Source organism: Aeromonas sp. FDAARGOS 1417 (assembly GCF_019046985.1).
GTDB classification, from domain to species: domain Bacteria; phylum Pseudomonadota; class Gammaproteobacteria; order Enterobacterales; family Aeromonadaceae; genus Aeromonas; species Aeromonas veronii.
Map to the genome: position 1 here is coordinate 1,281,789 of NZ_CP077221.1, position 22,619 is coordinate 1,304,407.

Below are 22,619 nucleotides of genomic sequence, written 5' to 3' on the forward strand. Positions count from 1 at the left end.
GCAAGTATCATCAGGCCATCGCCGAGTGCAAAATCAATTTTCTCACTATGTTAATAAATATCTTTTATCGAAGTCACTTTGCCCCATAGCTGACGCCGATTTTGTGGCATAACACACAAAAAACGTTGATAAATAATAAACTTATGTAAACGTGCAGCCAATTTGCACGTCACTTTTTGGACTGTGCAGGCAAAAATAAAGCGCCATACGGCGCTTTATTTATCACATCAGGTGAACCAGCTGAACCTTTGGTTCAAACATGCTTACTCAATCATGGCCGGTTGGGCCAGGTTGTCGGCACGCCACAGACGGTAGCGCACTTCATACTCCTGCGGCACGTAGATCACGAACGGCAGTTTTGAGTTGTAGTTCACGAAGAAGCCCTGACCGTAGATCTGGACGAAGGTCTCTTTCTGCTGGTTATCCGGGCACATCATCAGGGTGCTGATGGGGTCGGAAACCTTGCCCAGTTTCAGGTAGTTGTAGCCCCAGCCTTTGACGCTGTGCTGTTCCAGGTTGCCTGCAAAACGCGGTACGTTGCAATCAACCATCATCTTTTTGCCGACCTGCAGCTCGACCATCATGTCGGCTTCTTTCTCGACTTCAGGCAGGCGGATCACCACACGTTCCTGATTCACGTCAGCGGCTGGGAACATGCTGATATCAAATTTTTTCGGCTCGGCGGCGAAGGCATGGCCACCCAGCAACAAGGCGCCCAGCAGGCTAAAACGCAATACGGTTTTCATCTGTACCTCATGGGGTTGGTTCAACGCCGCTAGACTAACCGCTCTGCCGATTTCATGCCAGCGATCTGCTACGTAAAAACTGCGTAAAATGATGCAGATCCGGCACACCATGACGTGATCTGGCTATTTTCTGACAGGGCGCACACTCCCGTTTCAAGAGCCTGAAACAAAAAGCGAGGCCAATTGGCCTCGCTTTGCATTCAAATGGCGCCAGAGTGCTATTTGGCCGCCTCTTGATGGGCCTTGATGACGGCCACCGCCTTGTCGGGGAAGTCGCTGAACACCCCATCCACATCGGCCTGATAGAGGAAGATATTAAGTAGATCGGTGAAGTCCTTGGCATAGGCCGGGATCTGCCCCTCATCCTGACGGAAGGTATAGGGGTGAACTTTCAGGCCCGCCGCATGGGCTTCTTTTACCATGCCGGTGAAGACCGGTTTGCCCAAAGTGCCCGGCTCGGTGACGATCATCGGCTTCCACGGGCCAATCCCTTCGGCATAGCTGGCGATGGTTTTCATCGCCCCCGGCTTGAACATCCAGTCATAGTTGTAGGGGGTCGCCTTGCCCTTGGCGTCGTAGACCATGGTCTCGTTCCAGTCGGTCTCGGCCATCAGCTGCACCAGTTTCAGATCCATACCCATGGCGGGCATCAGCTCGCTGTTGATGCGCTTGAGTTCATCGGCATCGAAGCACTGCAGATAGACCTTGTCATCCTTCCCGGTGTAGCCGTACTCCTTGAGCACCTTCAGCACCGCCTTGGAGATATCCTTGCCTTCGTGACGGAACAGCCAGGGCGCCTTGATCTCCGGATAGATCCCGATGTTCTTGCCGGTGCTCTTGTTGAGCCCCTGGATCATCTCGATCTCCTCCTGGAAGGTGTGGATCTTGAAGTCTGACTTCCAGAGCGGGAAGCGGGCCGGATAGACCGGCACCTGCTTGCCATCCACCAGCTGGAACGGTTCGGTCATACGCAGGGAACGCACCTCATCTAGGGTGAAATCCACCACATAGTAACGGCCGTCCGGACGGGCACGGCCGGGGAAGCGCGCCGCCACATCGGTGATACCATCGAGGAAGTGATCGTGCATCACCACCAGCTGGTCATCCTTGGTCATCACCAGATCCTGCTCCAGATAGTCGGCCCCCATGCCATAGGCCAGTGCCTTGGACTCCAGGGTATGCTCGGGCAGGTAGCCGGAAGCGCCACGGTGGGCGATCACCACCTTGCCGTCATCGGCAGCCAACGCGGGTAATGAGAGGGATGCCCCAAGGCTTAAGGCGATGAGGGAAACGGCGAGTTTTTTCATATGTGATGCTCTTTATTATTGTGTGTAGGTAATTGTTCTATCAGAGGTTTATTGCACATTTACGGTGGAAAACGGTGAGCAGCAGCGCACTGCCCACCGTCACTCATCAGCTCGCCTTGCGCAGAGCCTGATGGTATTGGTCGAGCCAGATCTGCAACATCTGCTGCTCTGAGTCGTTCAGGCGCAGCCCCAGCTTGCTGCGGCGCCAGAGGATATCGTCCAGTGAACAGGCCCACTCCCGCTCGATGAGATAACGCACTTCCGACTCGTACAGGCCGCCACCGAAGTGAATTCCGCGCTCCTCTTTCAGCCAGAGACGGGCATGGGCACCATAGGCCTCGGCAATACGCAGGGCGCTGCGATCATCGAGCCAGTCAAACTCCAGCGCAAAGGCGCGGGCCAGCTCGCGCACCGAGCAGTCAAACTCGCCGCCGGGCAGACGGCTGGTCGCCGTCCAGTCATCCCCCATCTGGCTAAACCAGAGCTTGAGCTTGTTGCAGGCGGCCTGCGCCAGCTTGCGATAGGTGGTGAGCTTGCCGCCAAATACCGAGAGCAGCGGCGCACCGTCGGATTCGCCAGAGAGTTCGAGGGTGTAGTCGCGGGTCACCGCCTGCGGCGAGTCTGACTCGTCATCACAGAGCGGGCGCACCCCGGCGTAAGTCCAGATCACATCTTTCGGCGCAATTTGGCGAGTGAAGTGGGCGTTGACCACCTTGCACAGGTAGGTAATTTCGGCCTCGCTGATCTTCGCTTCCCGCGGGCTGCCGTGGTGCTCCACATCCGTGGTGCCGATAAGGGAGTAGTCCTGCTGATACGGGATGACGAAGACGATACGGTTGTCTTCGTTTTGCAGGATATAGGCCTCTTCGCGCTCGTGGATGCGCGGCACTATCATGTGGCTGCCTTTAATAAGGCGAATGCCGCGGGGGGATTTCTCGTGCAGGCTCTCGTCATAGAAGGTCTTGACCCAGGGGCCCGCCGCATTGACCAGACCACGGCAGGTGACGGTGAACTGCTCGCCCCCTTCCCGCTCCAAAGTGAGCGTCCAGTGTTTGGAACCGCGCACCGCCTTGATGCAGCGGGTGCGGGTCTGCACATCGGCCCCCTTGTCACGGGCCATCATGGCATTGAGCACCACCAGCCGGGCGTCATCGACCCAAGCATCGGAATATTCAAACCCCTTGTTGATCCCCGCGGTCAAGCCATCTTGCGGCAGGAAGCGCACGCCACAGCTCCCCTTGAGCTTGTCGCGCTTGGCCAAATTGTCATAGAGGAACAGACCGGCGCGGATCATCCAGGCCGGACGCAGGTGCGGGCGGTGCGGCAGGCGAAAACGCATGGGACGAGCGATGTGAGGCGCCATACCGAGCAGCACCTCCCGCTCCGCCAACGCCTCTTTCACCAGCCGGAATTCGTAATGTTCGAGATAGCGCAAACCGCCGTGGATCAGCTTGCTGGAGTTGGACGAGGTGGCAGAGGCGAGATCTTGCGCCTCAAACAGGGCAACCTTCAGACCCCGTCCTGCCGCATCGGCTGCGATGCCGACCCCGTTGATGCCGCCACCGACGACGACCAGATCATAATGTTCGCTCATGTTCACCTACTTTCATTTTTATGATTGCTATAACAGCAATGTTTGATTTCGCTCATTTTAGAACATGAAAATACAACAAACGAACATTTTATGATGAAAGTGTGATCGCCACAGCCCGCCAGAGGTGGCAAAGGGGACAGGTCAGCGGAGCAAATGGCGTCGGGCCAACATCGGCGGGTTAATAGCCAAAAAAACCAGATTGAATAGTGGTTTTGGCAATACCTATAAAGGGGTGAGATGAGTGCAGGAATGGGAGACAAAAAAAGAAAGGAGGCCGCCCTGACGGGCGACCGGCACAGCCTTGGCGTGTTTCGCCGTCAGCAAATGTGGCAGGCGATCTGGTGTTGCGCCATCAATCGCGTCAGCTTTTCCGGTGGCTCCTGATCGGTAAAGAGGGCGTGGATCTGGCTGAGATTGCCCAGATTGACCATGGCATTGCGACCGAACTTGGTGTGGTCGGCGGCCAGGAACACCTGACGGGAGTGAGCGATAATGGCCTGGGCGATCTTCACCTCGTGATAGTCGAAATCGAGCAGGGAGCCGTCGTTGTCGATCCCCGAAATCCCAATGACGCCATAGTCCATGCGAAACTGACCGATAAAGTCGCGGGTCGCCTCCCCCACGATGCCACCATCGCGGTTGCGGATCTCGCCGCCGGCAATGATGACGGTGAAGTCATCCTTGGCCGTCAGAATGCTGGCCACGTTGAGGTTGTTGGTGACGATGCGCAGCTCGCGGTGATCGAGCAGGGCGCGAGCAATGGCTTCGGTGGTGGTGCCTATGTCGATAAAGAGCGATGAGCCGTCGGGAATATTGGCCGCGACCTCGCGGGCGATGCGCTCTTTCTCCTTGAGTTGCATCACTTTACGGGCGCTGTAGGCGGTATTGACGGTACTCGAATGCAGGGAGGCACCGCCGTGATGGCGCCGGATCTTGTTCTGTTCGGCGAGATCGTTCAGATCCCGGCGAATGGTCTGGGGGCTGACGTCAAAGTGGGTCACCAGATCGTCGGTCGAGACAAATCCCTGCCGCGTCAGGACGTCCAGGATCTCCAGATGTCGTTGGGTTTGCTTCACGCTTGCACTCCGATGATGAGACAAAAAAAGGCCCCGGCAGATGCGGGGCCTTTTGGCAGTTTACCTGATCCCCTTTGGGATCAATAAGCTGAGGATCACGTTTTATGCCTTATGGGCAGCCGCTTTCTTGGCCGCAACGGCAATGTTCTCATGCTTGAGGGTCATCGCCAGCAGGATGATGGAGAGCACGCAGGAGACGGTCAGCACCATGAAGCCGCCATCCCAACCGAAGTGGTCAACGGTATAACCCAGCATGGCGTTGGCTGCCACGGCGCCGCCCAGATAACCGAACAGACCGGTGAAACCTGCCGCAGTACCGGCTGCTTTCTTCGGTGCCAGCTCAAGAGCATAGAGGCCGATCAGCATGACAGGGCCGTAGATCAGGAAGCCGATAGCCACCAGCGCCATCATGTCGATGGTCGGGTTGCCGGCCGGGTTGAACCAGTAGACCAGTACAGCCAGGGTCACCAGCACCATGAACAGGATACCGGCCGGTGCACGGCGGCCCTGGAACATCTTGTCAGAGATCCAGCCACACAGCAGGGTGCCCGGAATACCGGCCCACTCGTAGAGGAAGTAAGCCCAGGAGGAGTTGTCGACGGTGAAGTGCTTGGCCTCTTTCAGGTAGGTTGGCGCCCAGTCCAGCACACCGTAACGAATGAGGTAAACGAAAGCGTTGGCGATCGCGATGTACCACAGCAGTTTGTTGTGCAGCACGTACTTGACGAAGATCTCCTTGGCGGAAAACTCCTGCTCGTGGCTCTCGTTGTAATCCTTCGGATAGTCGTTCTTGTACTCCTCGATGGGAGGCAGACCGACCGATTGCGGGGTATCACGCATCACGAAGAAGGCGATCACCGCAATGGCGGCCGCCGCAGCCGCAGGCACATAGAAGGCGCTGCGCCAGTCGTTGAACCAGCCCATCCCGAGGATAAACAGCGGGCCAATCATGCCGCCACCCACGTTGTGAGCCACGTTCCAGACCGCAACCACTTCGCCGCGCTCTTTCTGTGACCACCAGTGCACCATGGTGCGACCGCAGGGCGGCCAGCCCATGCCCTGTGCCCAACCGTTCAGGAACAACAGCACAAACATGATGGCAATGCTGGAGGTGGCCCAGTGCATGGTACCCATCATGAACATGATGGCAGCCGAGAGCAGCAGACCGGCGGAGAGGAAGTAACGGGCGTTGGAACGGTCAGAGACGTTCCCCATCAGGAACTTGGACAAACCGTAAGCGATGGAGACCCCGGAGAGCGCGAAACCGAGATCACCACGGGAGAAGCCCTGCTCGATCAGATAGGGCATCGCCAGACTGAAGTTTTTCCGTACCAGATAGTAGCCGGCGTAACCGAAGAAGATCCCGAAAAACACCTGCCAACGCATGCGTTTGTAGAAGGGGTCGACCTTGTCAGCCGGGAGCCTGTCGATGTGCGCCGCAGGCCTGAAGAGACTAAGCATGTTCTGCTTCCTTATTGTTGTTATGGGCGGTTGAGGATGCCCTGACCATTCCAACGAATCATGTGAGTCCACTGATTCGTAAGCGAGCCTATTGTGCTCATATGCGCTCATTTAATCTGTGATGCATGCTCAAATATTGCAGTTTTATTACAAATAAAAGCTCCAAATGAGAAATCACTCAGCAAGCGCCAGCCCTTGTGTGGCAAGGGTTGCAAGCTACCCCCTAAGTGGTAACTGGCGGTTATCAAGATGCTTTACGTCACATTTTCTTAGCAATGAGTGGGATCTTGTCCACATTTCCTATGGAGGGGGGATGGTGAAATTATTGGGAAGGGTTATTTTCTGTCACGACCGATAACGAGCGTAAACGAGCATAACGTTTGCGCAAGACGCAAAAACAACAAGGAAACGTTTTCGGCGGCAACGGATAGACACAAAAAGATAAAACGGAACATCAAACCTCTACGGGTGGATATAAGGAACAAAAGTATGAGCATACAAAGACCCAATACCCTGCTTGGCGAGTGCATCGCCGAGTTTATCGGAACCGGCCTGCTGATATTTTTCGGCGTCGGATGTGTGGCTGCACTGGTGCTGGCAGGCGCCAACTTCGGGCAGTGGGAAATCTCCATTACCTGGGGTCTGGGTGTGGCCATCGCCATCTATGTGACCGGCGGCATTTCAGGTGCCCACCTGAACCCGGCTGTAACCCTGGCGCTGATGACCTTCTGCGGTTTCGACAAGCGCAAGGTGGTCCCCTACATCATCGCCCAGATGGCCGGTGCCTTCTGCTTCGCGGCCCTTGTCTACTTCCTTTATGGTAACCTTTTCACCCAGTGGGAAGTGACCCATAACGTGGTGCGCGGCAGCGTCGAGAGCCTCGGCACCGCCGGGATCTTCTCCACCTACCCCAATGCCCTGCTGACCAACATGCAAGCTTTTGCCGTCGAGCTGGTGATCACCGCCGTCCTGATGCTGGGCATCATGGCGCTGGGTGACAACAACAACGGCGCTCCTAAAGGTTTCGCAGCCGCTCTGCTGATCGGTATCCTGATCGCCGTGATCGGTGCCTCCCTTGGCCCGTTAACCGGTTTTGCCATGAACCCGGCCCGTGACTTTGGTCCGAAACTGTTCGCGTTCTTTGCTGGCTGGGGGGATGTTGCCCTGACCGGTGGTCGTGACAACCCCTACTTCTGGGTTCCGATCCTTGGCCCCATCGTTGGCGCCCAGATTGGTACCGCTCTGTATGTCAAAGTGCTGGCTCCCTGCGTCCCGGGCAACCGTGTCGTCACCACCGAGCAAGCGACCCAAACCGCCAAAGAAGAGGCTGCCGCATAAGAGCGGCCCCCTCCAACGTATAAAAACGTGGAAAATAGAAACGTGGAGAACATCATGTCTGCTGAAAAGAAATATGTCGTCGCTCTGGACCAGGGAACCACCTCTTCCCGCGCCATCGTGTTTGATCAGGATGCCAACATTGTCGGTACCTCCCAGCGCGAATTCACCCAGCACTACCCGAAAGCGGGCTGGGTAGAGCACGATCCGATGGAGATCTGGGCGACCCAATCCTCCGTCTTTACCGAAGTGCTGGCCAAGACCGGCCTGCGCAGCGAAGAGATCGCCGCCATCGGTATCACCAACCAGCGTGAAACCACAGTGGTATGGGAAAAGGCCACCGGCAAGCCCATCTACAACGCCATCGTCTGGCAGTGCCGCCGCACCGCCGCCATCTGCGAAGAGCTGAAAGCACGCGGTCTGGAAGAGTACGTTCGCGAAAACACCGGTCTGGTGCTGGATGCCTACTTCTCCGGTACCAAGGTGAAGTGGATCCTCGACAATGTGGAAGGTGCCCGCGAGAAAGCGATGAACGGTGAGCTGCTGTTCGGCACCATCGATACTTGGCTGGTCTGGAAGATGACCAATGGCGAAGTGCACGTCACCGACCCGACCAACGCCTCCCGTACCATGCTCTACAACATCCGCGAGCTGAAGTGGGACGAGAAGATGCTGGACGAGCTGGGCATCCCCATGTCAATGCTGCCGGAAGTGAAACCCTCTTCCGAAGTGTACGGCTACACCACTCGTGGCGGCGGCTCCCGCATCCCCATCGCCGGTATTGCCGGTGACCAGCAATCTGCCCTGTTCGGCCAGCTCTGCTTTGAAAAAGGGATGGCCAAGAACACCTACGGCACCGGCTGCTTCATGCTGATGAACACCGGCACCGAGCCGGTTCGCTCCAGCAACGGCCTGCTGACTACCGTTGCCATCGGCCCGAAAGGGGAAGTGAACTACGCGCTGGAAGGTGCAGTGTTCATGGGCGGCGCCACCATCCAGTGGCTGCGTGACGAGCTGAAGATCATCCACGATGCCCGCGACACCGACTACTTCGCCTCCAAGGTGGGTGACACCAACGGCGTCTATCTGGTACCGGCCTTCGTCGGTCTGGGCGCCCCCTACTGGGATCCGTATGCTCGCGGCACCATGGTCGGTCTGACCCGTGGCGCCAACCGTAACCACATCATCCGTGCCGCGCTGGAATCCATCGCCTATCAGAGCCGCGATGTGCTGGATGCTATGCAGCAGGACTCCGGCATCAAGCTGGCAGCCCTCAAGGTAGACGGCGGCGCCGTAGCCAACGACTTCCTGATGCAGTTCCAGGCTGACATGATGCACACCCCGGTGGTACGTCCGACCCGCATCGAGACTACCGCCATGGGTGCCGCTTTCCTGGCCGGTCTGGCAGTCGGCTTCTGGAAGAGCTCGGACGAGCTGGAAGACAAGTTCAGCGTGGACCGCGAGTTCATCCCACAGATGGACAGAGACGATCGCGCCAAACGTTACAGCGGCTGGCAAAAAGCGGTTGAGCGTTCACGCCGTTGGGCTGAAGAGGATTGATCGGGCACCCGACATTCCGTTGAGATAAACACCAGAGAGGCCGACCGCAATGTCGGCCTCTCTTTTTATGCTTTCCCTTGCCGGTATCTGCCCCCTTCCCCGCTAATTGCTCCCTCCTGTTTTTCTGCCCCCCTCTGTTGTTACCATCCGTCACAACGCAATTGAGTTCTCTATCTATAATCATCATCTGGGTCGCATATGCGACCTTATTTATGAGGAGAGCGATATGGAGAGGGCGATACACCGTTTTACACTGCACTCACTCTGGTCAGGGCTCGGGATCCGCACCCGGATCCTCGCTGGCGTGGCGATACTGATGGCCATCGCCATCAGCTGCATCACCTTGATCCTCGAGCAGATATCCCACAGTCAGGCCCAGCAGCGGGTCGAACGCTACGAGCTGCCAAGCAGCGTGGATCGCATTGCCAACCAGCTGACCGCGCAGCTTATCCAGCACCTGACCGAGGCGCAGGCGCTGGCCAGCAACCGTTTTGTCATCGACTGGCTGACCACTGGCATGCCAGAGCAAGAGTGGCCCGCCATGGAGCGCTACTTTCAGGATCTGCAACGGCGGATCGGCGGCAACGTCTTTATCGCACCCCGCCAGAGCAACACCCTGATAAACTTCAGCGGCGGCCCCACCGCCCAGAAATCGCTGAGCGAATCAGACCCGAAAGATGGGTGGTTTTTCGGCTTTCTCAAACGCAGCAAACCCTATGAGCTGAACCTCGACATCTCGGATTTTGACAAGCGCGCTTCCCTCTATATCAACACCGCCGTCACCCACGAGGGCAAGACCCTGGCGGTGGCTGGCACCTCCATCGACATGAGTGCCCTGAGCAAACTCATCAGCGGCTACCGGATCGGCAAGAGCGGTCAGGTCTATCTGGCGGATATGGAGGGCAATATCGAGATCCACCCCGAGCAGGAGGTGGAGGGAGCCGCCCACCACCAGCAATCCTTCCTCGATACCGTCAAACGGCTTATTCCCAATGCCCGGGAACAGGTGGCCGTAGAGGCGCTAACACTGGAGGGGCAAACCTACCTCATCGCGGTGCGTTACATCCCCACCCTCAACCGGCTGCTGATTGGCGAGATCAACAGCGCCGAGCTGGAAGAGGGCCTGCAGGAATCCCGCCAGCTCATTATCATGGTGTCGCTCGCCATCGGCGGGATCGCCATGCTGGCCTCTGCTTGGCTGGCTCACTCCATCAGTCGCCCCATTCGTCAGGCTGCCGATGGCATGCACCACATCACTGCCGATCGGGATCTGGCAACCCGCCTCGACTTCTCTGACGAGTCGGAGCTGGGGCTGATGGCCCAAAGCTTCAATCGGCTGATCCAGAGCCTGAACCAGAGCTTCTCCCGCTTCCAGCAGTCAGGCAGCGCCCTCTCCGCCCAGTCGTCCCAATCCATGCAGCAGGCCCAGGCACTGGCAGGAGAAGCGTGCCAGCAGGCCCAGAGCATTCAGGAGCTGACCACTGTGGTCACCACCATCGGTGACAACGCCGAGCAGATCGCCAGCCGCTCTGAAGGGGTCAACGACGTGACCCAACGCATCGCCAACCATATGCTCAGCATCGAGCAGGATGTGACCCAGAGCGCCGCGCAACTCGACAGCTTGCGCAGCAGCATCGGCAGCTCCTCAGCCCTGCTCGATGAGGTGGTGAAAGACAGCAACAACATCACCCAGATCATGAACCTCATCCGCGATGTCTCGAACCAGACCAACCTGCTGGCCCTCAATGCGGCTATCGAAGCGGCCCGGGCAGGGGATATGGGACGGGGCTTTGCGGTGGTGGCCGACGAGGTACGCCAGCTGGCGGTGCGTACCCAGACTGCCACCAAGGATGTGCAGGATCTTATCTTGCGCCTGCAGGAGGGAACCCGGCAGGCCAGCAGCTCGATGGCAGACTCCCGCAACCTGAGCGAAGAGGGATACAACCGGATGAATCAGGCCAGAGAGGTGCTGGTTGATGCCACCAGCCAAATCAACCAGACCGCCCTCGAGATCAACGAGATCAGCGCGCTGGCGCAGGCGCAGAATCAACAGATGGGGCAAGCCAGAACGGCGCTGGACGAGCTGGCCATGGTGGCCGAACACCAGCGGGAACACGCGCAGGAGAGCAATGCCGCCAGCCGCGAACTGTTCGAACTGGCTAAGGCCATCGACGAGCAGATCCGCCAATACCGGATTGGCTAGACCCGCAGCTTCCCTCTCTCCCTCTCAATAACCAAGACGCCACCACAGGGTGGCGTTTTCATTTTGCAAATCATTTTGCCTGCGCTCTCGAAACGGGAATGACGATAAAACTCGCAAGATATTGATAATTAACATGAAAAAATGTGGAACGGCCATTGCTTAGTGATATCAGACTCAACAGAGGGATATCGCCATGAAACCGACCACCACTCAAGCGCCCGTAGCCCACGTCGCCACTCAAAAAGAGACACTGACCCCCCGCGAAGGCACCTTCCTGATGATGGTGGCCCAGCTGGTGGTGCTCACCTGCATCGTACTGGCCGCCACCGTCGGCGGCCTCTCATGGCAGTGGACCCTGCTGCTGGCCATTCCGCCGGTGATCGGCGGCGCCCTGCTCAGCCGGGTATGGGGCAAACTGCCCCGCTAACTGCGCTTCAGCTCACACATCTTCCCGAACCAGCGGCCGACCCTCGAGTCGGCCGTCTGTTTATCTGCCGCCTGGCTAATGCTGATTGGCCGCAACGAAGGCGCGGCTTGTTCTTCGCCAAGCAAACCGCAGCGACTCACCGTTCAAACAAACCGCACAAACCAACCTGAACTACAGGGTATGACTGCCCAACTGCTCTTTGAGAAAATCGAGCCAGACCCGCAGTCGGATATCCCGCTGGGCATCGGAGTAGAAGACCGCATTGATGGGGCGCGAGGCGCCGCTGTTGCTGCGGGCCAGCACCTCCACCAGCGCGCCGCTCTCCCGATCCGGCCCGGTCATGAAATCCGACAGACAGACGATCCCCTGCCCCGCCAGCGCCAGCTGACGCAAGGTTTCGCCGCTGCTGGCACGCAGAGTGGGGGTGATGGCAAAGCGATCCCCCTGCTCGGCACTGAGCAGCGGCCAGTGGTTGAGGTGATCGGGATGCAAAAAGCCGAGCAGCTCGTGACCGCTCAACAGATCCGCCGGTTGGCGTGGGGTGCCGCGCTCGCTCAAGTAAGCAGGAGAGGCCAGCAGCCGCAACCGCGAACGGCCCAGCGGCAGCGCACGCAGGGAGGAGTCGGTCAGCTCGCCGATGCGGATGGCCATGTCCACCCGCCGCTCCATCAGATTGATAAAGCCCTCCGAGCTGTGCAACTGCAACTCGATGGCAGGATAACGACGACGAAACTCGCCGATGATCGGCACCAGCCGGTGCAGGATAAAGGGAGTGGCCGCATCGACCCGCAAGATCCCCTCCGGCTGCTCCCGGCGCATCAGCAGATGCCCCTCCGCCTCGCTCATCTCGGTCAGGATCTTCACCGCCCGCTGATAGAACCAGCTCCCCTCCTCGGTCAGGCTGACCCGGCGGGTGGTGCGATTGAGCAGCACGGTTGAGAGCTTCTCCTCCAGCCGCTTGATGCCGCGGCTCACCACCGAGTTATCCATGCCGAGGTTCTCCGCCGCCTGGCGAAAACTGCCCGCCTCCACCACCGCCACAAACAGGGTCAGTTCATCAGAATGAGTCTTCATTGCTGTTATCCGGACAAGAGTAATGGGCCTTTATAGGCGTAGCTACTGTGGATTGGCAAGCGTGCTCAGACTGACGATCTTGTTTTTCGAAGAGAAATAACCAGAGAGAATCACTATCTCTCACCCTGTTTAATCAGTAGAATGCGATCAAGAGGAATCGTATGAAGCCAGATCATCAAGGAGATACATTAATGGAGTTTGAAGAACGGCTGGCTATTGCCCATCAACTACTGGCTGACAGTGGCCTCAAGGAATTTCACTACAATCCGTGGCTGTTCAAATTGCTGCGTAAACTCGGCGTCCCCGTCAAGCCGCCTTATTACGCGGGCTGGCTTACCAATTTCCTCTGTTCCGGCCTATCTATTGCGCCGTTATGGGGTCTGATTATGTGGACATTCGTCTGGCATCCAGAGGGAAGGGATCTTTTATCAGCCCTGTTCAACACAGCCATGTTCGCTGGCGTATTTGGTCTTTTCACCTTAATTGGACTCTGGCTCAAACGCCGGCAGCTTGGATTGACCCCATGGGAGCAGTTGGAGCACCAGCACATCAGTGAAGGCACAGCAGAAGAAGGTTAAAGCCCCTGCTGCGGATTGAAACTGAGTGCAATACAGGCTCTGAAGAGCACACTTTCACAGACTCGGACTCTCACCTTGCCGGATTTCGTTAAATTTTTTATCAGCTTTTCAATTAACTGCCTCATCCAAACCGCCATTGGCCTCTTGGTTCTCGCCTACAGGCTTTTCCGCCACCACAATGGCAACTGGCGCAGCTATCGACGAAGCTGGGATCCTCTCCCTCTATTTGCCTCCATTTTCCTTGGCATGGTGATCGCAAAAAAGCTACATCCGGCCATCATGGCAGCCTTGTAATGATTGGCCATAGCTTGGACGTTCAATCAAGTAGTTCACTAGATGATCAAACAGTTGTGCCCGCACTGTGAGATAAGCACTGGATCAAAGCGTCCATACGGGCCAGTAATATCTCTTTGCGGGTTTTAGGTGGTTTGCCATTGAACGCGCAATCAGCGAAGGTGAGCTGGTGACTCATGCAGAAACAGGGGTGTTGACTACAAATTCAGACAATCATTCATAAAAATTTCTCACTACTGCTATTGCTGCTCTCCCCTCAATACTGTTTTGCGACCAGCGCCCTGTTTCCTGCAAGTCACGGCAGGCATACTGACCCTTCGTTTTTGCCAAGGAGGTTCAGATGTCATCACCCGTGATTGTGATTGCCCAGCTTGAAGCCAAACCCGAATATGCCGAGCAGTTTCGCGCCGCCCTTGAGCCGCTGATTGCGGCCACCTTGCAGGAGGCTGGCTGCCAGCGCTATCAGCTGCATCAGGACTTGGACAATCCACACAGCTGGATGCTCTACGAGGTGTGGGAGAGCGAAGCGGCCCTCACCGCCCATCAGGGGCAGCCCCACTTTACCGAATTTGTCGCCAAGGCCGAGCTCTGGTTTGCCAGCAGCACCATTCGCCGCTATCAGCCACTGGGCGCCTGACTGCCCCTAGAGCCTGTTTCTGTTCAGCCCATCAAGGGCCAACCACCACCCCATTGAGGAACGAGATGATCAATATGCCACCCATGGGTCTGGGCACCTTCCGCCTGAAGGGCGAGCCGCTGCTTGCCACCCTGACCAACGGTCTGGAGCTGGGCTATCGCCATATCGATACCGCCCAGATCTATGACAACGAAGCCGAGGTCGGCGCCGTGCTGACCCGCAGCACTGTTGCTCGCCACGAGATCTACCTGACCACCAAGGTGTGGACCAGCGAGTTTGGCCCGGGCAAGCTGATCCCGAGCCTTGAGGTGAGCTTGGAAAAACTGGGCACCGACTATCTGGATCTGGCGCTGATCCACTGGCCCTCCCCCAAGGATGAGGTGCCGATGGCAGTCTATCTGGAGCAGCTGGCCGAGGCCAAGGCCCGGGGCCTGACCCGGGAGATCGGGGTCTCCAACTTCACCGTGGCCCAGCTCAAACAGGCTATCGAGATTTTGGGGCCGGGGGCCATCGCTCACCAGCAGATCGAGGTTCATCCCCTGCTGCAAAACCGCAAGGTGGTCGAGTTCTGTAAAGCCCAGGGTATCGCCGTCACCGCCTATATGCCGCTCGCCTATGGCAAGGTGCTCGCCGAGCCGCTCTTGATGGAGATTGGCAAGCGCCACGGGGTATCGGCGGCGCAGGTGTCACTGGCCTGGCTGCTGGCGCAGGAGATGACAGTGATCCCGAGCTCCACCAAGCGGGAGAATCTCGCCGCTAACCTTGCAGCCCTCAAGGTTAAGCTCACAGCCGAAGAGATGGCCGCCATCGCCACGCTGGATCGGGGCGAGCGCTGCGCCAACCCGGACTTTGCACCAGATTGGGATTAAACGGGAAGGGAGACATGGGCTCTCTCGCTTCGACGGCTGATACCGGCAACTGTAGTGGTCTAATCATCCCGGACACCATTTTAGGTGGTACAGTCGCCACCATGACCTGAGGTGTTCAATGACAAGATTACGTCGCTCATTTACTGCCGAATTCAAACTCGAAGCCGCATCCCTGGTACTCGACCAGGGATACTCTGTCCCTGAAGCCAGCCGTTCACTGGATGTCGGTGAAACCGTACTGCGTCGCTGGGTTCAGCAGCTCCAATCCGAACGCTGCGGCACAACCCCAATCAGCAAAGTACTGACTCCGGAGCAGCAGAAAATTCAGGAGCTGGAAGCCCGCATCAACCAGCTCGAACGTGAAAAGGACATACTAAAAAAGGCTACTGCTCTCTTGATGGCGGACGAGTTCACACGTACGCGCTGATAGACCGATTAAGGGAGCAAGCCCCCATCACTCTGGTCTGCTGCGCTTTCGATGTTCCCACCTCCTGTTTTTACGATTATCTGGCTCGCAGGCGGACGATTAACCGTGAACGTATGCAACAGCGCTGTGAGTTGCGCCGTTTGTTCAAAGAAAGCCGGAACTCAGCGGGCAGCCGCGCCTTGATGTCGATGATGCGGGAGTTGGGGTATCAGATTGGTCGATTCAAAGTACGTAACCTGATGAAGGAAGCCGGTCTGGTATCCAAGCAACCGGGCGCTCATCGCTATCAGGTCGCTCGGTCTGAACGACCGGACATTCCCAATCTGCTGGCCCGCGAATTTGATGTCCAGCAACCCAATCAGGTGTGGTGTGGCGATATCACCTACGTCTGGGCAGGTGGTCGTTGGCGTTACCTGGCAGCGATTCTTGACCTGTACACCCGGCGGGTCGTGGGCTGGGGGATGTCTGATAAGCCTGATGCAGAGCTGGCCATCAAAGCACTTGAGATGGCGTATCAGCAACGAGGTTGTCCGTCAGGCGTGCTGTTTCACTCTGACCAGGGCAGCCAATATGGCAGCCGGGCATTTCGGCAACGACTGTGGCGCTATCGCATGACCCAGAGCATGAGTCGGCGTGGCAACTGCTGGGATAACGCCCCGATGGAGCGACTGTTCAGGAGCCTGAAGTCAGAGTGGCTCCCGGCTATGGGATATATGAGCTTGCGAGAGGCGAAGCGGGATATCAGTTATTACCTGATGGATTACTACAACTGGCGGCGTCCACATCACCACAATGACGGGATACCGCCAGCAAAAGCCGAGGTTCGGCCTAACCAAGTGTCCGGATTTAGTTGACCACTACAAACCCTCACGGGCCTATTGCAACCACGAGCTATCCCCTCTCCCTACGGGAGAGGGTTAGGGTGAGGGGCAAGCTACCGTCCCCTCATCCCCAACCCTTCTCCCGCAAGGGGAGAAGGGAGCAAAGAAAACCTAACTCCATCGACGAGAACCTGAGCGGGGGGGCACAATGCCTCCCGCTTCTTGTCTCCAATACCGCGTGCCACTGCCGTCCGTGCAGCTGACCTCTTCCCGCCCCCTCGACTGTCCCTTGCTCCTTAACCGCTCCCCCTTGGCCCCCGACTCTCTGCACGCTGTTGCCCCCTGCTCTCACCTAACTCTGCACGGCCGCTCTTGTCTTCGTTGTCTCAGTTACGCCCACTACCACACTCCCCCTCACTATTGCTGCTGATTTGGCAAAAGTAATTTGATGTTGCCGTCATTTTTGCCAACAAAACCCATCGGCATACTGGCGCCATTCTCCCGTCGGGAGTCCCTAACCAAGGAGTTGTTATGCCACTGGCGTTATTTGCCCTTACCCTGAGTGCCTTTGCGATCGGCACCACCGAATTTGTGATTGTGGGGCTTATCCCCACCATTGCCGAGCAGCTCAATGTCTCGCTCCCCTCGGCGGGCCTGTTGGTCAGCCTCTATGCCCTTGGGGTGGCCATCGGCGCCCCTGTGCTCACGGCGCTCACCGGCAAGGTGCCGCGCAAGTGGCTGCTGGTAGGGCTGATGGCGCTCTTTACCGCCGGCAACCTGCTGGCCTGGCAGGCCCCCGGTTACGAGAGCCTGATTGTGGCCCGCATCCTGACCGGATTGGCGCACGGGGTCTTCTTCTCGGTGGGCAGCACCATCGCCACGGGTCTTGTGGCCAAAGAGAAGGCGGCAAGCGCCATCGCCATCATGTTCAGCGGCCTCACCGTGGCGCTGGTAACCGGCGTACCGCTCGGCACCTGGATTGGTCAGGTCTTTGGCTGGCGTGAAACCTTTCTGGTAGTAAGCCTGCTGGGTCTGGTCGCCATGGTGGGTAGCCTGCTGCTGATCCCGAGCAACCTGCCCAAGGGGGCAGCCTCGACCATCCGCGAGCAGCTTTCGGTACTGACCAAAAAGCCGCTGCTGCTGGTCTACGCCAAGACCGCCCTCGGTTATGGCGGCGCCTTCACCGCTTTCACCTTCCTCGCCCCCATCCTGCAGCAGGTGAGCGGCTTTAGCGCCGGTGCGGTGAGCCTGATCCTGCTGGTGTACGGGGTATCGGTTGCCGTCGGCAATATCTGGGGCGGCAAGCTGGCCGACAAGATGGGCCCCCTGCCTGCACTGAAGCTGCTGTTTGCCGGTCTGGCGCTGGTGCTGCTGGCCCTCACCTTCACCGCCCCCCATCCGGTACTGGCCGTGCTGACCGTGCTGGTGTGGGGCGCCTTTGCCTTCGGCAACGTACCGGGTCTGCAGGTACTGGTGGTGAAGCAGGCCGAACTGCACACCCCCAAGGCGGTGGATGTAGCATCGGGCCTCAATATTGCCGCCTTCAACGTCGGCATCGCGCTGGGATCTGTGGTCGGTGGTTTTGTAGTAGAGCACCTCGGCCTGATGCACACCCCCTGGATCGGCGCCCTTATCGTGCTGCTGGCCTACGGGCTAACCCATGTCAGCGAGCGCCGCGAAGCCCTCCGGCTCGCTGCCTGTCAGGCATAAGCTGCGCCAGCAGGCGTCACGCAAGGGCGTGGCGCCTGCTGCAATCGGTGCGGCAGGCTTCTATGCTGTGACACAGCCTCAACCCGGCAACTATTTCAGCAACCAAGCCTGTCACCCTCGCATCATTTGCCACGGAGTCTGTTATGAAGGTGCTTATCGTCTATGCCCATCCCGAACCCAAAAGTTTCAACGGTGCCCTCTTCTGCCACGCCATCAGGGCGCTGGAGCAGGCGGGCCACACTGTGATGACCAGCGATCTCTATGCCATGGGATTTGATCCCGTCTCGGATCGGCGCAACTTCACTGCCGCCAGCGATCCCGATTTTCTCAAGCTGCAACTCGAAGAGCTGGCTGCCACCGAGCAGGGCAGCTTTGCCCCGCAGCTGGAGCAGGAGATGCAAAAGCTGGAGGCGGCCGATCTGCTGATCTTCCAGTTCCCGCTCTGGTGGTTTGGCCTGCCCGCCATTCTCAAGGGATGGGTGGATAGGGTCTTTGCCATGGGGCGGGTCTACGGTCAGGGCCATATCTACGAGAGCGGCAAATTTCGCGGCAAGCGGGCCCTGCTGAGCCTCACCACCGGCGGCCCTGCCGAGACCTATCTGCCCGACGGCTTCAACGGCGATATCGACGGGGTGCTTCGCCCCATCCAGCGCGGGATCCTGCAATTTGTCGGCTTTGACGTGCTGCGCCCCCATATCTGTTATGCCCCGGTGCGGGGCTCGCAAGAAGAGCGGGAAACCTGGCTCGCCCAGTGGGCCGAGCGCCTTGGCCAGATTGAGCAGGAGTCCCCCATCGCGGTCGGCCGCTACCAGTAACGGCTGACGCAGCTGACTCACTCCCCCCCAAAGCACAAAAACAGCGAGCGGCACCCGGCCGCTCGCTGTTTTTCACGCTCTGTCGTTATGGTTTTTGTTATCCGTTAGCGGGTCTTATGCCACCTGTTGCACGCCTGCTTTGCCGGTCACGGCACGTTTGAGCCAGTAGTCGAGGCTGACGTAGCGGCCCCCGCCGTAAACCAGCAGCACCAGCAGCATCACGAAGTAGGTGGCGGCAAACTCCATCCCGTTGTTGAGCATCACGGGATCCCCGAGCTCAGTGATGTAGTTGTAGCGACCGGGGAAGTTGGCGGCCAGCCACTCGATAAAGCCGTTGAGGCGCACAGTGGCCTCCATGCTGCCGGTGGCGATGGCATCCCAGCCGTGCTTCCAGTGCACCATGGCGCTCGCCACGCTCATCAGGAAGATGGTGGGAATGGCCATGATGCGGGTAAAGAGGCCAAGGGCAATGCAGATGCAGCCCAGCACCTCGGTGCCCGCCGCCAGAAAGGCGAGCAGGGTCGGGAACGGCAGGTTGAGCCCCCCTTCCGAGACTGGCGCACCAAACCAGGCGACCGTGCCGGCAAAGCCCATCACCTTGGAGTGGGCCCCCACATAGATGACCGGAATGAGATAGAGGCGAATGGCCAGCAGGGCCAGAAAATCGAGCCGCTTGCACTGGGCCACCGCCCGCTCGTACCACTGGATCAGGGTGTTGTTCATGAGAATTCTCCTTGGTGTTTGCTAAATGGGGGCAAGGGGGTGCCGGACTGGCGCTCGCCAACGGACAAGGTCAACAGACCCAGCCGGTGAAAATGGCGTGCCCACCCTGTCAGATCAAAATCACGGCGAACCTGTTGCACCTGTTGCTGGAACGCGGCTTGAGTGATCCCCGGCTGCTGTTGCAGCAACTGGATCAGCGCCACATCCCATTCGCGCAGCCGCTGGGTCACCACCTGATGATCCGGGCTGCGAAACAGGCCATAGAAGTGGCTGCCCTGCCGGGTCGGCACCACGCCGCTGCGACGGATGGCAAAGGGTAGCTCCAGCAGTTGCAGGGTGGGATTGAGCACAAGCGGACTCTCCGCCATCACCTCAACCCCCGATATAACTTGCGGCACTACCCCTTCATCAATCTCGACACAGAGGCAGGCCCACTCGTACTCCAGCAGCGCCAGCCGCTGCCTGGGCCAGTTGAGAGAGCCCTCACTGTGGCGATGCTGCACATAGCGGACAAACTCGGTGGCGATATGGTGAAACTCGGGGGCCTCGGCGCCGTGCGCGATGACAAAGCCCTCCACCAGCTGCCACCTGTCCACCGGCGCCCAGTGAGCGTGGGTGAGCGGAAAAGCGCTCTCCAGCACCGACTCCACATTGGCGCGCACGCTGCGGGCATAGTGGCTGGCGATGCCATCCTGCGGCAGCCGCACCCGGCTCGCCAGCCAGGCGGTCTGCTGCTGCATCCGCTGCGGTGCCGTTTTGGGCGCAGTGATCAGGGATAACCGTCTATCCATAACGCACCTCCTGCACCTGACTGTCGATCGCCTCGCAACAGGCGCCGTGCACCCGCGCCAGCTCGGCCTCCAGCTCTGCCAGCGGTGGCAGATGGTGATCCCGCTCCAGCAACAGGGGGCGCAAACCGTGGGTCTGCACCGTATAACGGGCCAGCGCCACCACCTCCTCGCACACCGGTTTGCCATGGGTATCCAATAAAGTGCCGTCTGCCTCTTCCAGATGACCGGCGATATGGAAGTAACGGATCGCATTGCCCGGCAGCCCGGCGATCATCCGCTTGGGGCAGTAACCGTGGTTGCGGCTGTTCACAAAGACGTTGTTGATATCGAGCAGCAGCTCGCAGCCGCTGCGCGCCACCAGCTCGGCGAGAAAATCCTCCTCCGGCATCTCGTGGTCATAGCCGTGGTAGTAGGAGATATTTTCCAGCACCAGCGGGCGGGCCAACGCCTCCTGCACCTGCGCGATCCGCTCGGCCAGATAGGGGATGTTCTCCCACTGACGCGGCACCGGTAGCAGTTCGTAGAGATAACCCTGTTGGTCGCGGGAAAAGCTCAGGTGCTCGCTGTAGATCTCGATGCCGAACTCGTCCAGAAAGGTGCGGATCTGGCTGAGCAGGGTGCGATTGAGGGGTTGGCAATCGCCGAGGGAGAGGCTGAGGCCGTGGGCCACCAGCGGGTAACGCTCGGCCAGCTGGTGCAGCTGCGCCCGCTTGGCGCCGCCGATGGCAATCCAGTTCTCCGGCGCCAGTTCGAGAAAGTCGATGCCGGGGCGGACGGGGCCGGAGCAGAGCGCATCCAGATGCTCCTGACGCAGCCCGATCCCCCGACTGCGGGAGCTTATTGGCCGCATACCCCCTCCGTCATCTTGCTGCCCTGGCTGGATGTATTGCCATCAATCCCCTCGCCCGCCACGCCACACTTGCCATCGCGAGCGCGCACCAGCCGCCCCTGCGGATCACTGTCGAGGGCCTGCTTCTCGAAGCGCTTCTCGGTGCCGCACTTGCCCGCCGCACACTTGCCGCCGTGCTGTTCGCTGGGGGCGGCCTTGACCGGCGCATCGCTCGGGGTGGCCGCCAGCGCCAGCCCCGGAGTCAGGGCAATCAGGCTGGTCATGGCGATGGAGAGGGTCAGTTTGCCGGTGGTTTTGTTGCTGCTTGAGTTACTCATGGGCGGACTCCTTGACGGATGAAACGGGATAACTGGAGAGATCGCGGGCGGCCACGATCTGGCCGTGGAATTGCTGTTTGACGATGGCCATCGCCTCTTTCTTGTGATTGAGGCCAACCCCCATCCAGTGGTTGAGCACCAGCAGCTTGGGGTTTACCTCGGCGGCAATTTTGGCCACCACAGATGGCTTGGCATGAAGCGAGGCGGAGACAGGGTCGGCCCCTTCGTGGATGGCGAGCGGCATCACCAGAATGTCGGCCCCCTTGGCAAACGGCACAAAGGCCGGGTTGCTGCCGTTCTGATCCGCCGAGATAACGATGGTCCCCTCGGCGCTCTCGATGCGATAGGCCAGACAGGGCACGTCACCGTGAGGGATGCCGAGGGCGGTGATGGTCAGCCCATCATGCTGATAGACGGTGTGGGGCTGCGGGCTCTGGTAGGGCACATCGTGCAAGGTGATGGGGAAGAGGCCATCGGTGCCATCCTTGAAACCGCTCAGGTAGGCATAAGCGCCCTTGTCCTTGTTGAAGAGGGCATCGAAGTAGCCGCTCATGCTAGGGAAGGCCGAGCCAGCCTCGGGCCCCGCCAGATCCAGCGGATCGCTGCGCTCGAAGAAATAGGCCCCCTTGAGCAGGGCGGGCAGGTCGGTCACATGGTCGGTGTGGAAGTGGGTGATGCCGATAAAATCGACCTCTTCGAGCTTGGCCCCCGCCTGACCGAAGCGCAGGTAGACGCCGCCACCGGCATCGATCAGGATGCGGGATTTCCCCTTCCACCAGATCACCTCGCTGGAGGAGGCTCGTAGATCGTCGGAGATGGGGCCACCACTGCCGAGCACCTGCAGGGTGAAGGTTTTATCCAGTGGCGTCAGTTGTACCGGCTCGGCACAGGCCGGGGCGACGGTAAGCGCGCACCCGATGGCCAGCGCCACCGCTTTCAATCTCTGTTTCATCACAATTACCTGTCGGTTGGTTGTCGGTTGGTTGTCGGTTGAAAGTGTGTCG

At 58.9% G+C, this 22,619-nt stretch carries 21 protein-coding genes; 10 read left to right on the forward strand and 11 right to left on the reverse strand.

Annotated elements, in window-relative coordinates:
• Positions 1-263: 263 nt before the first annotated feature.
• The 5 genes from eco to glpT form a co-directional block, all read right to left on the reverse strand.
• Positions 264-746, reverse strand: coding sequence for a serine protease inhibitor ecotin (eco, locus tag I6L47_RS05600; RefSeq protein ID WP_005337529.1), 483 nt, complete (start codon positions 744-746; stop codon positions 264-266).
• 218 nt (positions 747-964) lie between these two features.
• Positions 965-2,053: a glycerophosphodiester phosphodiesterase gene (glpQ, locus tag I6L47_RS05605; protein WP_124929029.1), complete on the reverse strand. Its 1,089-nt coding sequence runs from the start codon at positions 2,051-2,053 to the stop codon at positions 965-967.
• Positions 2,054-2,159: 106 nt separating this feature from the next.
• Positions 2,160-3,647: a glycerol-3-phosphate dehydrogenase gene (gene glpD, locus I6L47_RS05610; RefSeq protein ID WP_216948860.1), complete on the reverse strand. Its 1,488-nt coding sequence runs from the start codon at positions 3,645-3,647 to the stop codon at positions 2,160-2,162.
• A gap of 317 nt (positions 3,648-3,964) precedes the next feature.
• The gene (locus tag I6L47_RS05615) at positions 3,965-4,723 is read right to left on the reverse strand and encodes a DeoR/GlpR family transcriptional regulator (RefSeq protein ID WP_005347045.1); all 759 of its coding nucleotides are present in this window, start codon (positions 4,721-4,723) and stop codon (positions 3,965-3,967) included.
• A gap of 102 nt (positions 4,724-4,825) precedes the next feature.
• On the reverse strand, positions 4,826-6,184 hold the full coding sequence (glpT, locus tag I6L47_RS05620) for a glycerol-3-phosphate transporter (protein ID WP_005337540.1): 1,359 nt from the start codon (positions 6,182-6,184) through the stop codon (positions 4,826-4,828).
• A 489-nt stretch (positions 6,185-6,673) separates the two neighbouring features.
• Between glpT and I6L47_RS05625 the strand changes: the two genes are divergently transcribed.
• The 4 genes from I6L47_RS05625 to I6L47_RS05640 all read left to right on the forward strand — a co-directional run bounded on the left by I6L47_RS05625 (position 6,674) and on the right by I6L47_RS05640 (position 11,709).
• On the forward strand, positions 6,674-7,522 hold the full coding sequence (locus I6L47_RS05625; RefSeq protein WP_005350866.1) for an MIP/aquaporin family protein: 849 nt from the start codon (positions 6,674-6,676) through the stop codon (positions 7,520-7,522).
• Positions 7,523-7,576: 54 nt separating this feature from the next.
• A complete protein-coding gene (gene glpK, locus I6L47_RS05630; protein ID WP_005337546.1) occupies positions 7,577-9,079 on the forward strand; it encodes a glycerol kinase GlpK in 1,503 nt (500 codons plus the stop codon).
• Positions 9,080-9,305: 226 nt separating this feature from the next.
• Entirely contained in the window at positions 9,306-11,282 is a 1,977-nt protein-coding gene (locus I6L47_RS05635) for a methyl-accepting chemotaxis protein (protein WP_216948861.1), read from the forward strand.
• A 193-nt stretch (positions 11,283-11,475) separates the two neighbouring features.
• Positions 11,476-11,709 carry a hypothetical protein gene (locus I6L47_RS05640; protein ID WP_005337550.1) on the forward strand — a complete coding sequence of 78 codons (234 nt, stop codon included), beginning with the start codon at positions 11,476-11,478 and terminating at the stop codon, positions 11,707-11,709.
• A gap of 171 nt (positions 11,710-11,880) precedes the next feature.
• Here I6L47_RS05640 and I6L47_RS05645 read toward each other — a convergent pair whose 3' ends face one another.
• Positions 11,881-12,783 carry a LysR substrate-binding domain-containing protein gene (locus tag I6L47_RS05645; protein ID WP_216948862.1) on the reverse strand — a complete coding sequence of 301 codons (903 nt, stop codon included), beginning with the start codon at positions 12,781-12,783 and terminating at the stop codon, positions 11,881-11,883.
• A 191-nt stretch (positions 12,784-12,974) separates the two neighbouring features.
• Between I6L47_RS05645 and I6L47_RS05650 the strand changes: the two genes are divergently transcribed.
• From I6L47_RS05650 to I6L47_RS05675, 6 genes are all read left to right on the forward strand, one after another.
• Complete coding sequence (locus tag I6L47_RS05650; protein WP_005359671.1) at positions 12,975-13,361, forward strand: DUF6404 family protein; 387 nt, start codon at positions 12,975-12,977, stop codon at positions 13,359-13,361.
• Between the two features lie 634 nt (positions 13,362-13,995).
• Positions 13,996-14,292: a putative quinol monooxygenase gene (locus I6L47_RS05655; RefSeq protein WP_216948863.1), complete on the forward strand. Its 297-nt coding sequence runs from the start codon at positions 13,996-13,998 to the stop codon at positions 14,290-14,292.
• 65 nt (positions 14,293-14,357) lie between these two features.
• On the forward strand, positions 14,358-15,161 hold the full coding sequence (gene dkgB, locus I6L47_RS05660) for a 2,5-didehydrogluconate reductase DkgB (RefSeq protein WP_216948864.1): 804 nt from the start codon (positions 14,358-14,360) through the stop codon (positions 15,159-15,161).
• Positions 15,162-15,279: 118 nt separating this feature from the next.
• A protein-coding gene (locus tag I6L47_RS05665) for an IS3 family transposase (protein ID WP_216948865.1) occupies positions 15,280-16,442 on the forward strand; the annotation gives its coding sequence in 2 pieces (ribosomal slippage) (positions 15,280-15,535 and positions 15,535-16,442; 1,164 coding nt in all).
• Between the two features lie 498 nt (positions 16,443-16,940).
• Complete coding sequence (locus I6L47_RS05670; protein WP_042081507.1) at positions 16,941-18,119, forward strand: MFS transporter; 1,179 nt, start codon at positions 16,941-16,943, stop codon at positions 18,117-18,119.
• 143 nt (positions 18,120-18,262) lie between these two features.
• Complete coding sequence (locus I6L47_RS05675; RefSeq protein WP_216948866.1) at positions 18,263-18,934, forward strand: NAD(P)H-dependent oxidoreductase; 672 nt, start codon at positions 18,263-18,265, stop codon at positions 18,932-18,934.
• 114 nt (positions 18,935-19,048) lie between these two features.
• Here the strand turns inward: I6L47_RS05675 and I6L47_RS05680 are convergent, their stop codons facing one another.
• Genes I6L47_RS05680 through I6L47_RS05700 form a run of 5 tightly spaced genes read right to left on the reverse strand, consistent with a single transcriptional unit; the run spans position 19,049 to position 22,567 of the window.
• A complete protein-coding gene (locus tag I6L47_RS05680) occupies positions 19,049-19,657 on the reverse strand; it encodes a DoxX family protein (protein WP_103251011.1) in 609 nt (202 codons plus the stop codon).
• Positions 19,654-20,448: a putative DNA-binding domain-containing protein gene (locus I6L47_RS05685; RefSeq protein ID WP_216948867.1), complete on the reverse strand. Its 795-nt coding sequence runs from the start codon at positions 20,446-20,448 to the stop codon at positions 19,654-19,656. Before I6L47_RS05685 ends, I6L47_RS05680 begins: the two co-directional genes overlap by 4 nt.
• The gene (locus I6L47_RS05690; RefSeq protein WP_216948868.1) at positions 20,441-21,298 is read right to left on the reverse strand and encodes a DUF692 domain-containing protein; all 858 of its coding nucleotides are present in this window, start codon (positions 21,296-21,298) and stop codon (positions 20,441-20,443) included. The genes I6L47_RS05685 and I6L47_RS05690 overlap by 8 nt, the downstream gene beginning before the upstream one ends.
• On the reverse strand, positions 21,286-21,615 hold the full coding sequence (locus tag I6L47_RS05695) for a hypothetical protein (protein WP_042056354.1): 330 nt from the start codon (positions 21,613-21,615) through the stop codon (positions 21,286-21,288). The genes I6L47_RS05690 and I6L47_RS05695 overlap by 13 nt, the downstream gene beginning before the upstream one ends.
• Positions 21,608-22,567: an MBL fold metallo-hydrolase gene (locus I6L47_RS05700; RefSeq protein ID WP_216948869.1), complete on the reverse strand. Its 960-nt coding sequence runs from the start codon at positions 22,565-22,567 to the stop codon at positions 21,608-21,610. The genes I6L47_RS05695 and I6L47_RS05700 overlap by 8 nt, the downstream gene beginning before the upstream one ends.
• Positions 22,568-22,619: the final 52 nt, after the last annotated feature.

Bases quoted from the DNA above. Each gene is read 5' to 3' on its own strand.
- I6L47_RS05690 (WP_216948868.1), bottom strand. From the start codon at position 21,298: ATGCGGCCAATAAGCTCCCGCAGTCGGGGGATCGGGCTGCGTCAGGAG.
- dkgB (WP_216948864.1), top strand. From the start codon at position 14,358: ATGATCAATATGCCACCCATGGGTCTGGGCACCTTCCGCCTGAAGGGC.
- glpK (WP_005337546.1), top strand. From the start codon at position 7,577: ATGTCTGCTGAAAAGAAATATGTCGTCGCTCTGGACCAGGGAACCACC.
- glpT (WP_005337540.1), bottom strand. From the start codon at position 6,184: ATGCTTAGTCTCTTCAGGCCTGCGGCGCACATCGACAGGCTCCCGGCT.
- glpQ (WP_124929029.1), bottom strand. From the start codon at position 2,053: ATGAAAAAACTCGCCGTTTCCCTCATCGCCTTAAGCCTTGGGGCATCC.
- I6L47_RS05695 (WP_042056354.1), bottom strand. From the start codon at position 21,615: ATGAGTAACTCAAGCAGCAACAAAACCACCGGCAAACTGACCCTCTCC.
- I6L47_RS05685 (WP_216948867.1), bottom strand. From the start codon at position 20,448: ATGGATAGACGGTTATCCCTGATCACTGCGCCCAAAACGGCACCGCAG.
- I6L47_RS05670 (WP_042081507.1), top strand. From the start codon at position 16,941: ATGCCACTGGCGTTATTTGCCCTTACCCTGAGTGCCTTTGCGATCGGC.
- I6L47_RS05645 (WP_216948862.1), bottom strand. From the start codon at position 12,783: ATGAAGACTCATTCTGATGAACTGACCCTGTTTGTGGCGGTGGTGGAG.
- I6L47_RS05640 (WP_005337550.1), top strand. From the start codon at position 11,476: ATGAAACCGACCACCACTCAAGCGCCCGTAGCCCACGTCGCCACTCAA.
- glpD (WP_216948860.1), bottom strand. From the start codon at position 3,647: ATGAGCGAACATTATGATCTGGTCGTCGTCGGTGGCGGCATCAACGGG.
- I6L47_RS05675 (WP_216948866.1), top strand. From the start codon at position 18,263: ATGAAGGTGCTTATCGTCTATGCCCATCCCGAACCCAAAAGTTTCAAC.
- I6L47_RS05650 (WP_005359671.1), top strand. From the start codon at position 12,975: ATGGAGTTTGAAGAACGGCTGGCTATTGCCCATCAACTACTGGCTGAC.
- eco (WP_005337529.1), bottom strand. From the start codon at position 746: ATGAAAACCGTATTGCGTTTTAGCCTGCTGGGCGCCTTGTTGCTGGGT.
- I6L47_RS05655 (WP_216948863.1), top strand. From the start codon at position 13,996: ATGTCATCACCCGTGATTGTGATTGCCCAGCTTGAAGCCAAACCCGAA.
- I6L47_RS05635 (WP_216948861.1), top strand. From the start codon at position 9,306: ATGGAGAGGGCGATACACCGTTTTACACTGCACTCACTCTGGTCAGGG.
- I6L47_RS05680 (WP_103251011.1), bottom strand. From the start codon at position 19,657: ATGAACAACACCCTGATCCAGTGGTACGAGCGGGCGGTGGCCCAGTGC.
- I6L47_RS05700 (WP_216948869.1), bottom strand. From the start codon at position 22,567: ATGAAACAGAGATTGAAAGCGGTGGCGCTGGCCATCGGGTGCGCGCTT.
- I6L47_RS05625 (WP_005350866.1), top strand. From the start codon at position 6,674: ATGAGCATACAAAGACCCAATACCCTGCTTGGCGAGTGCATCGCCGAG.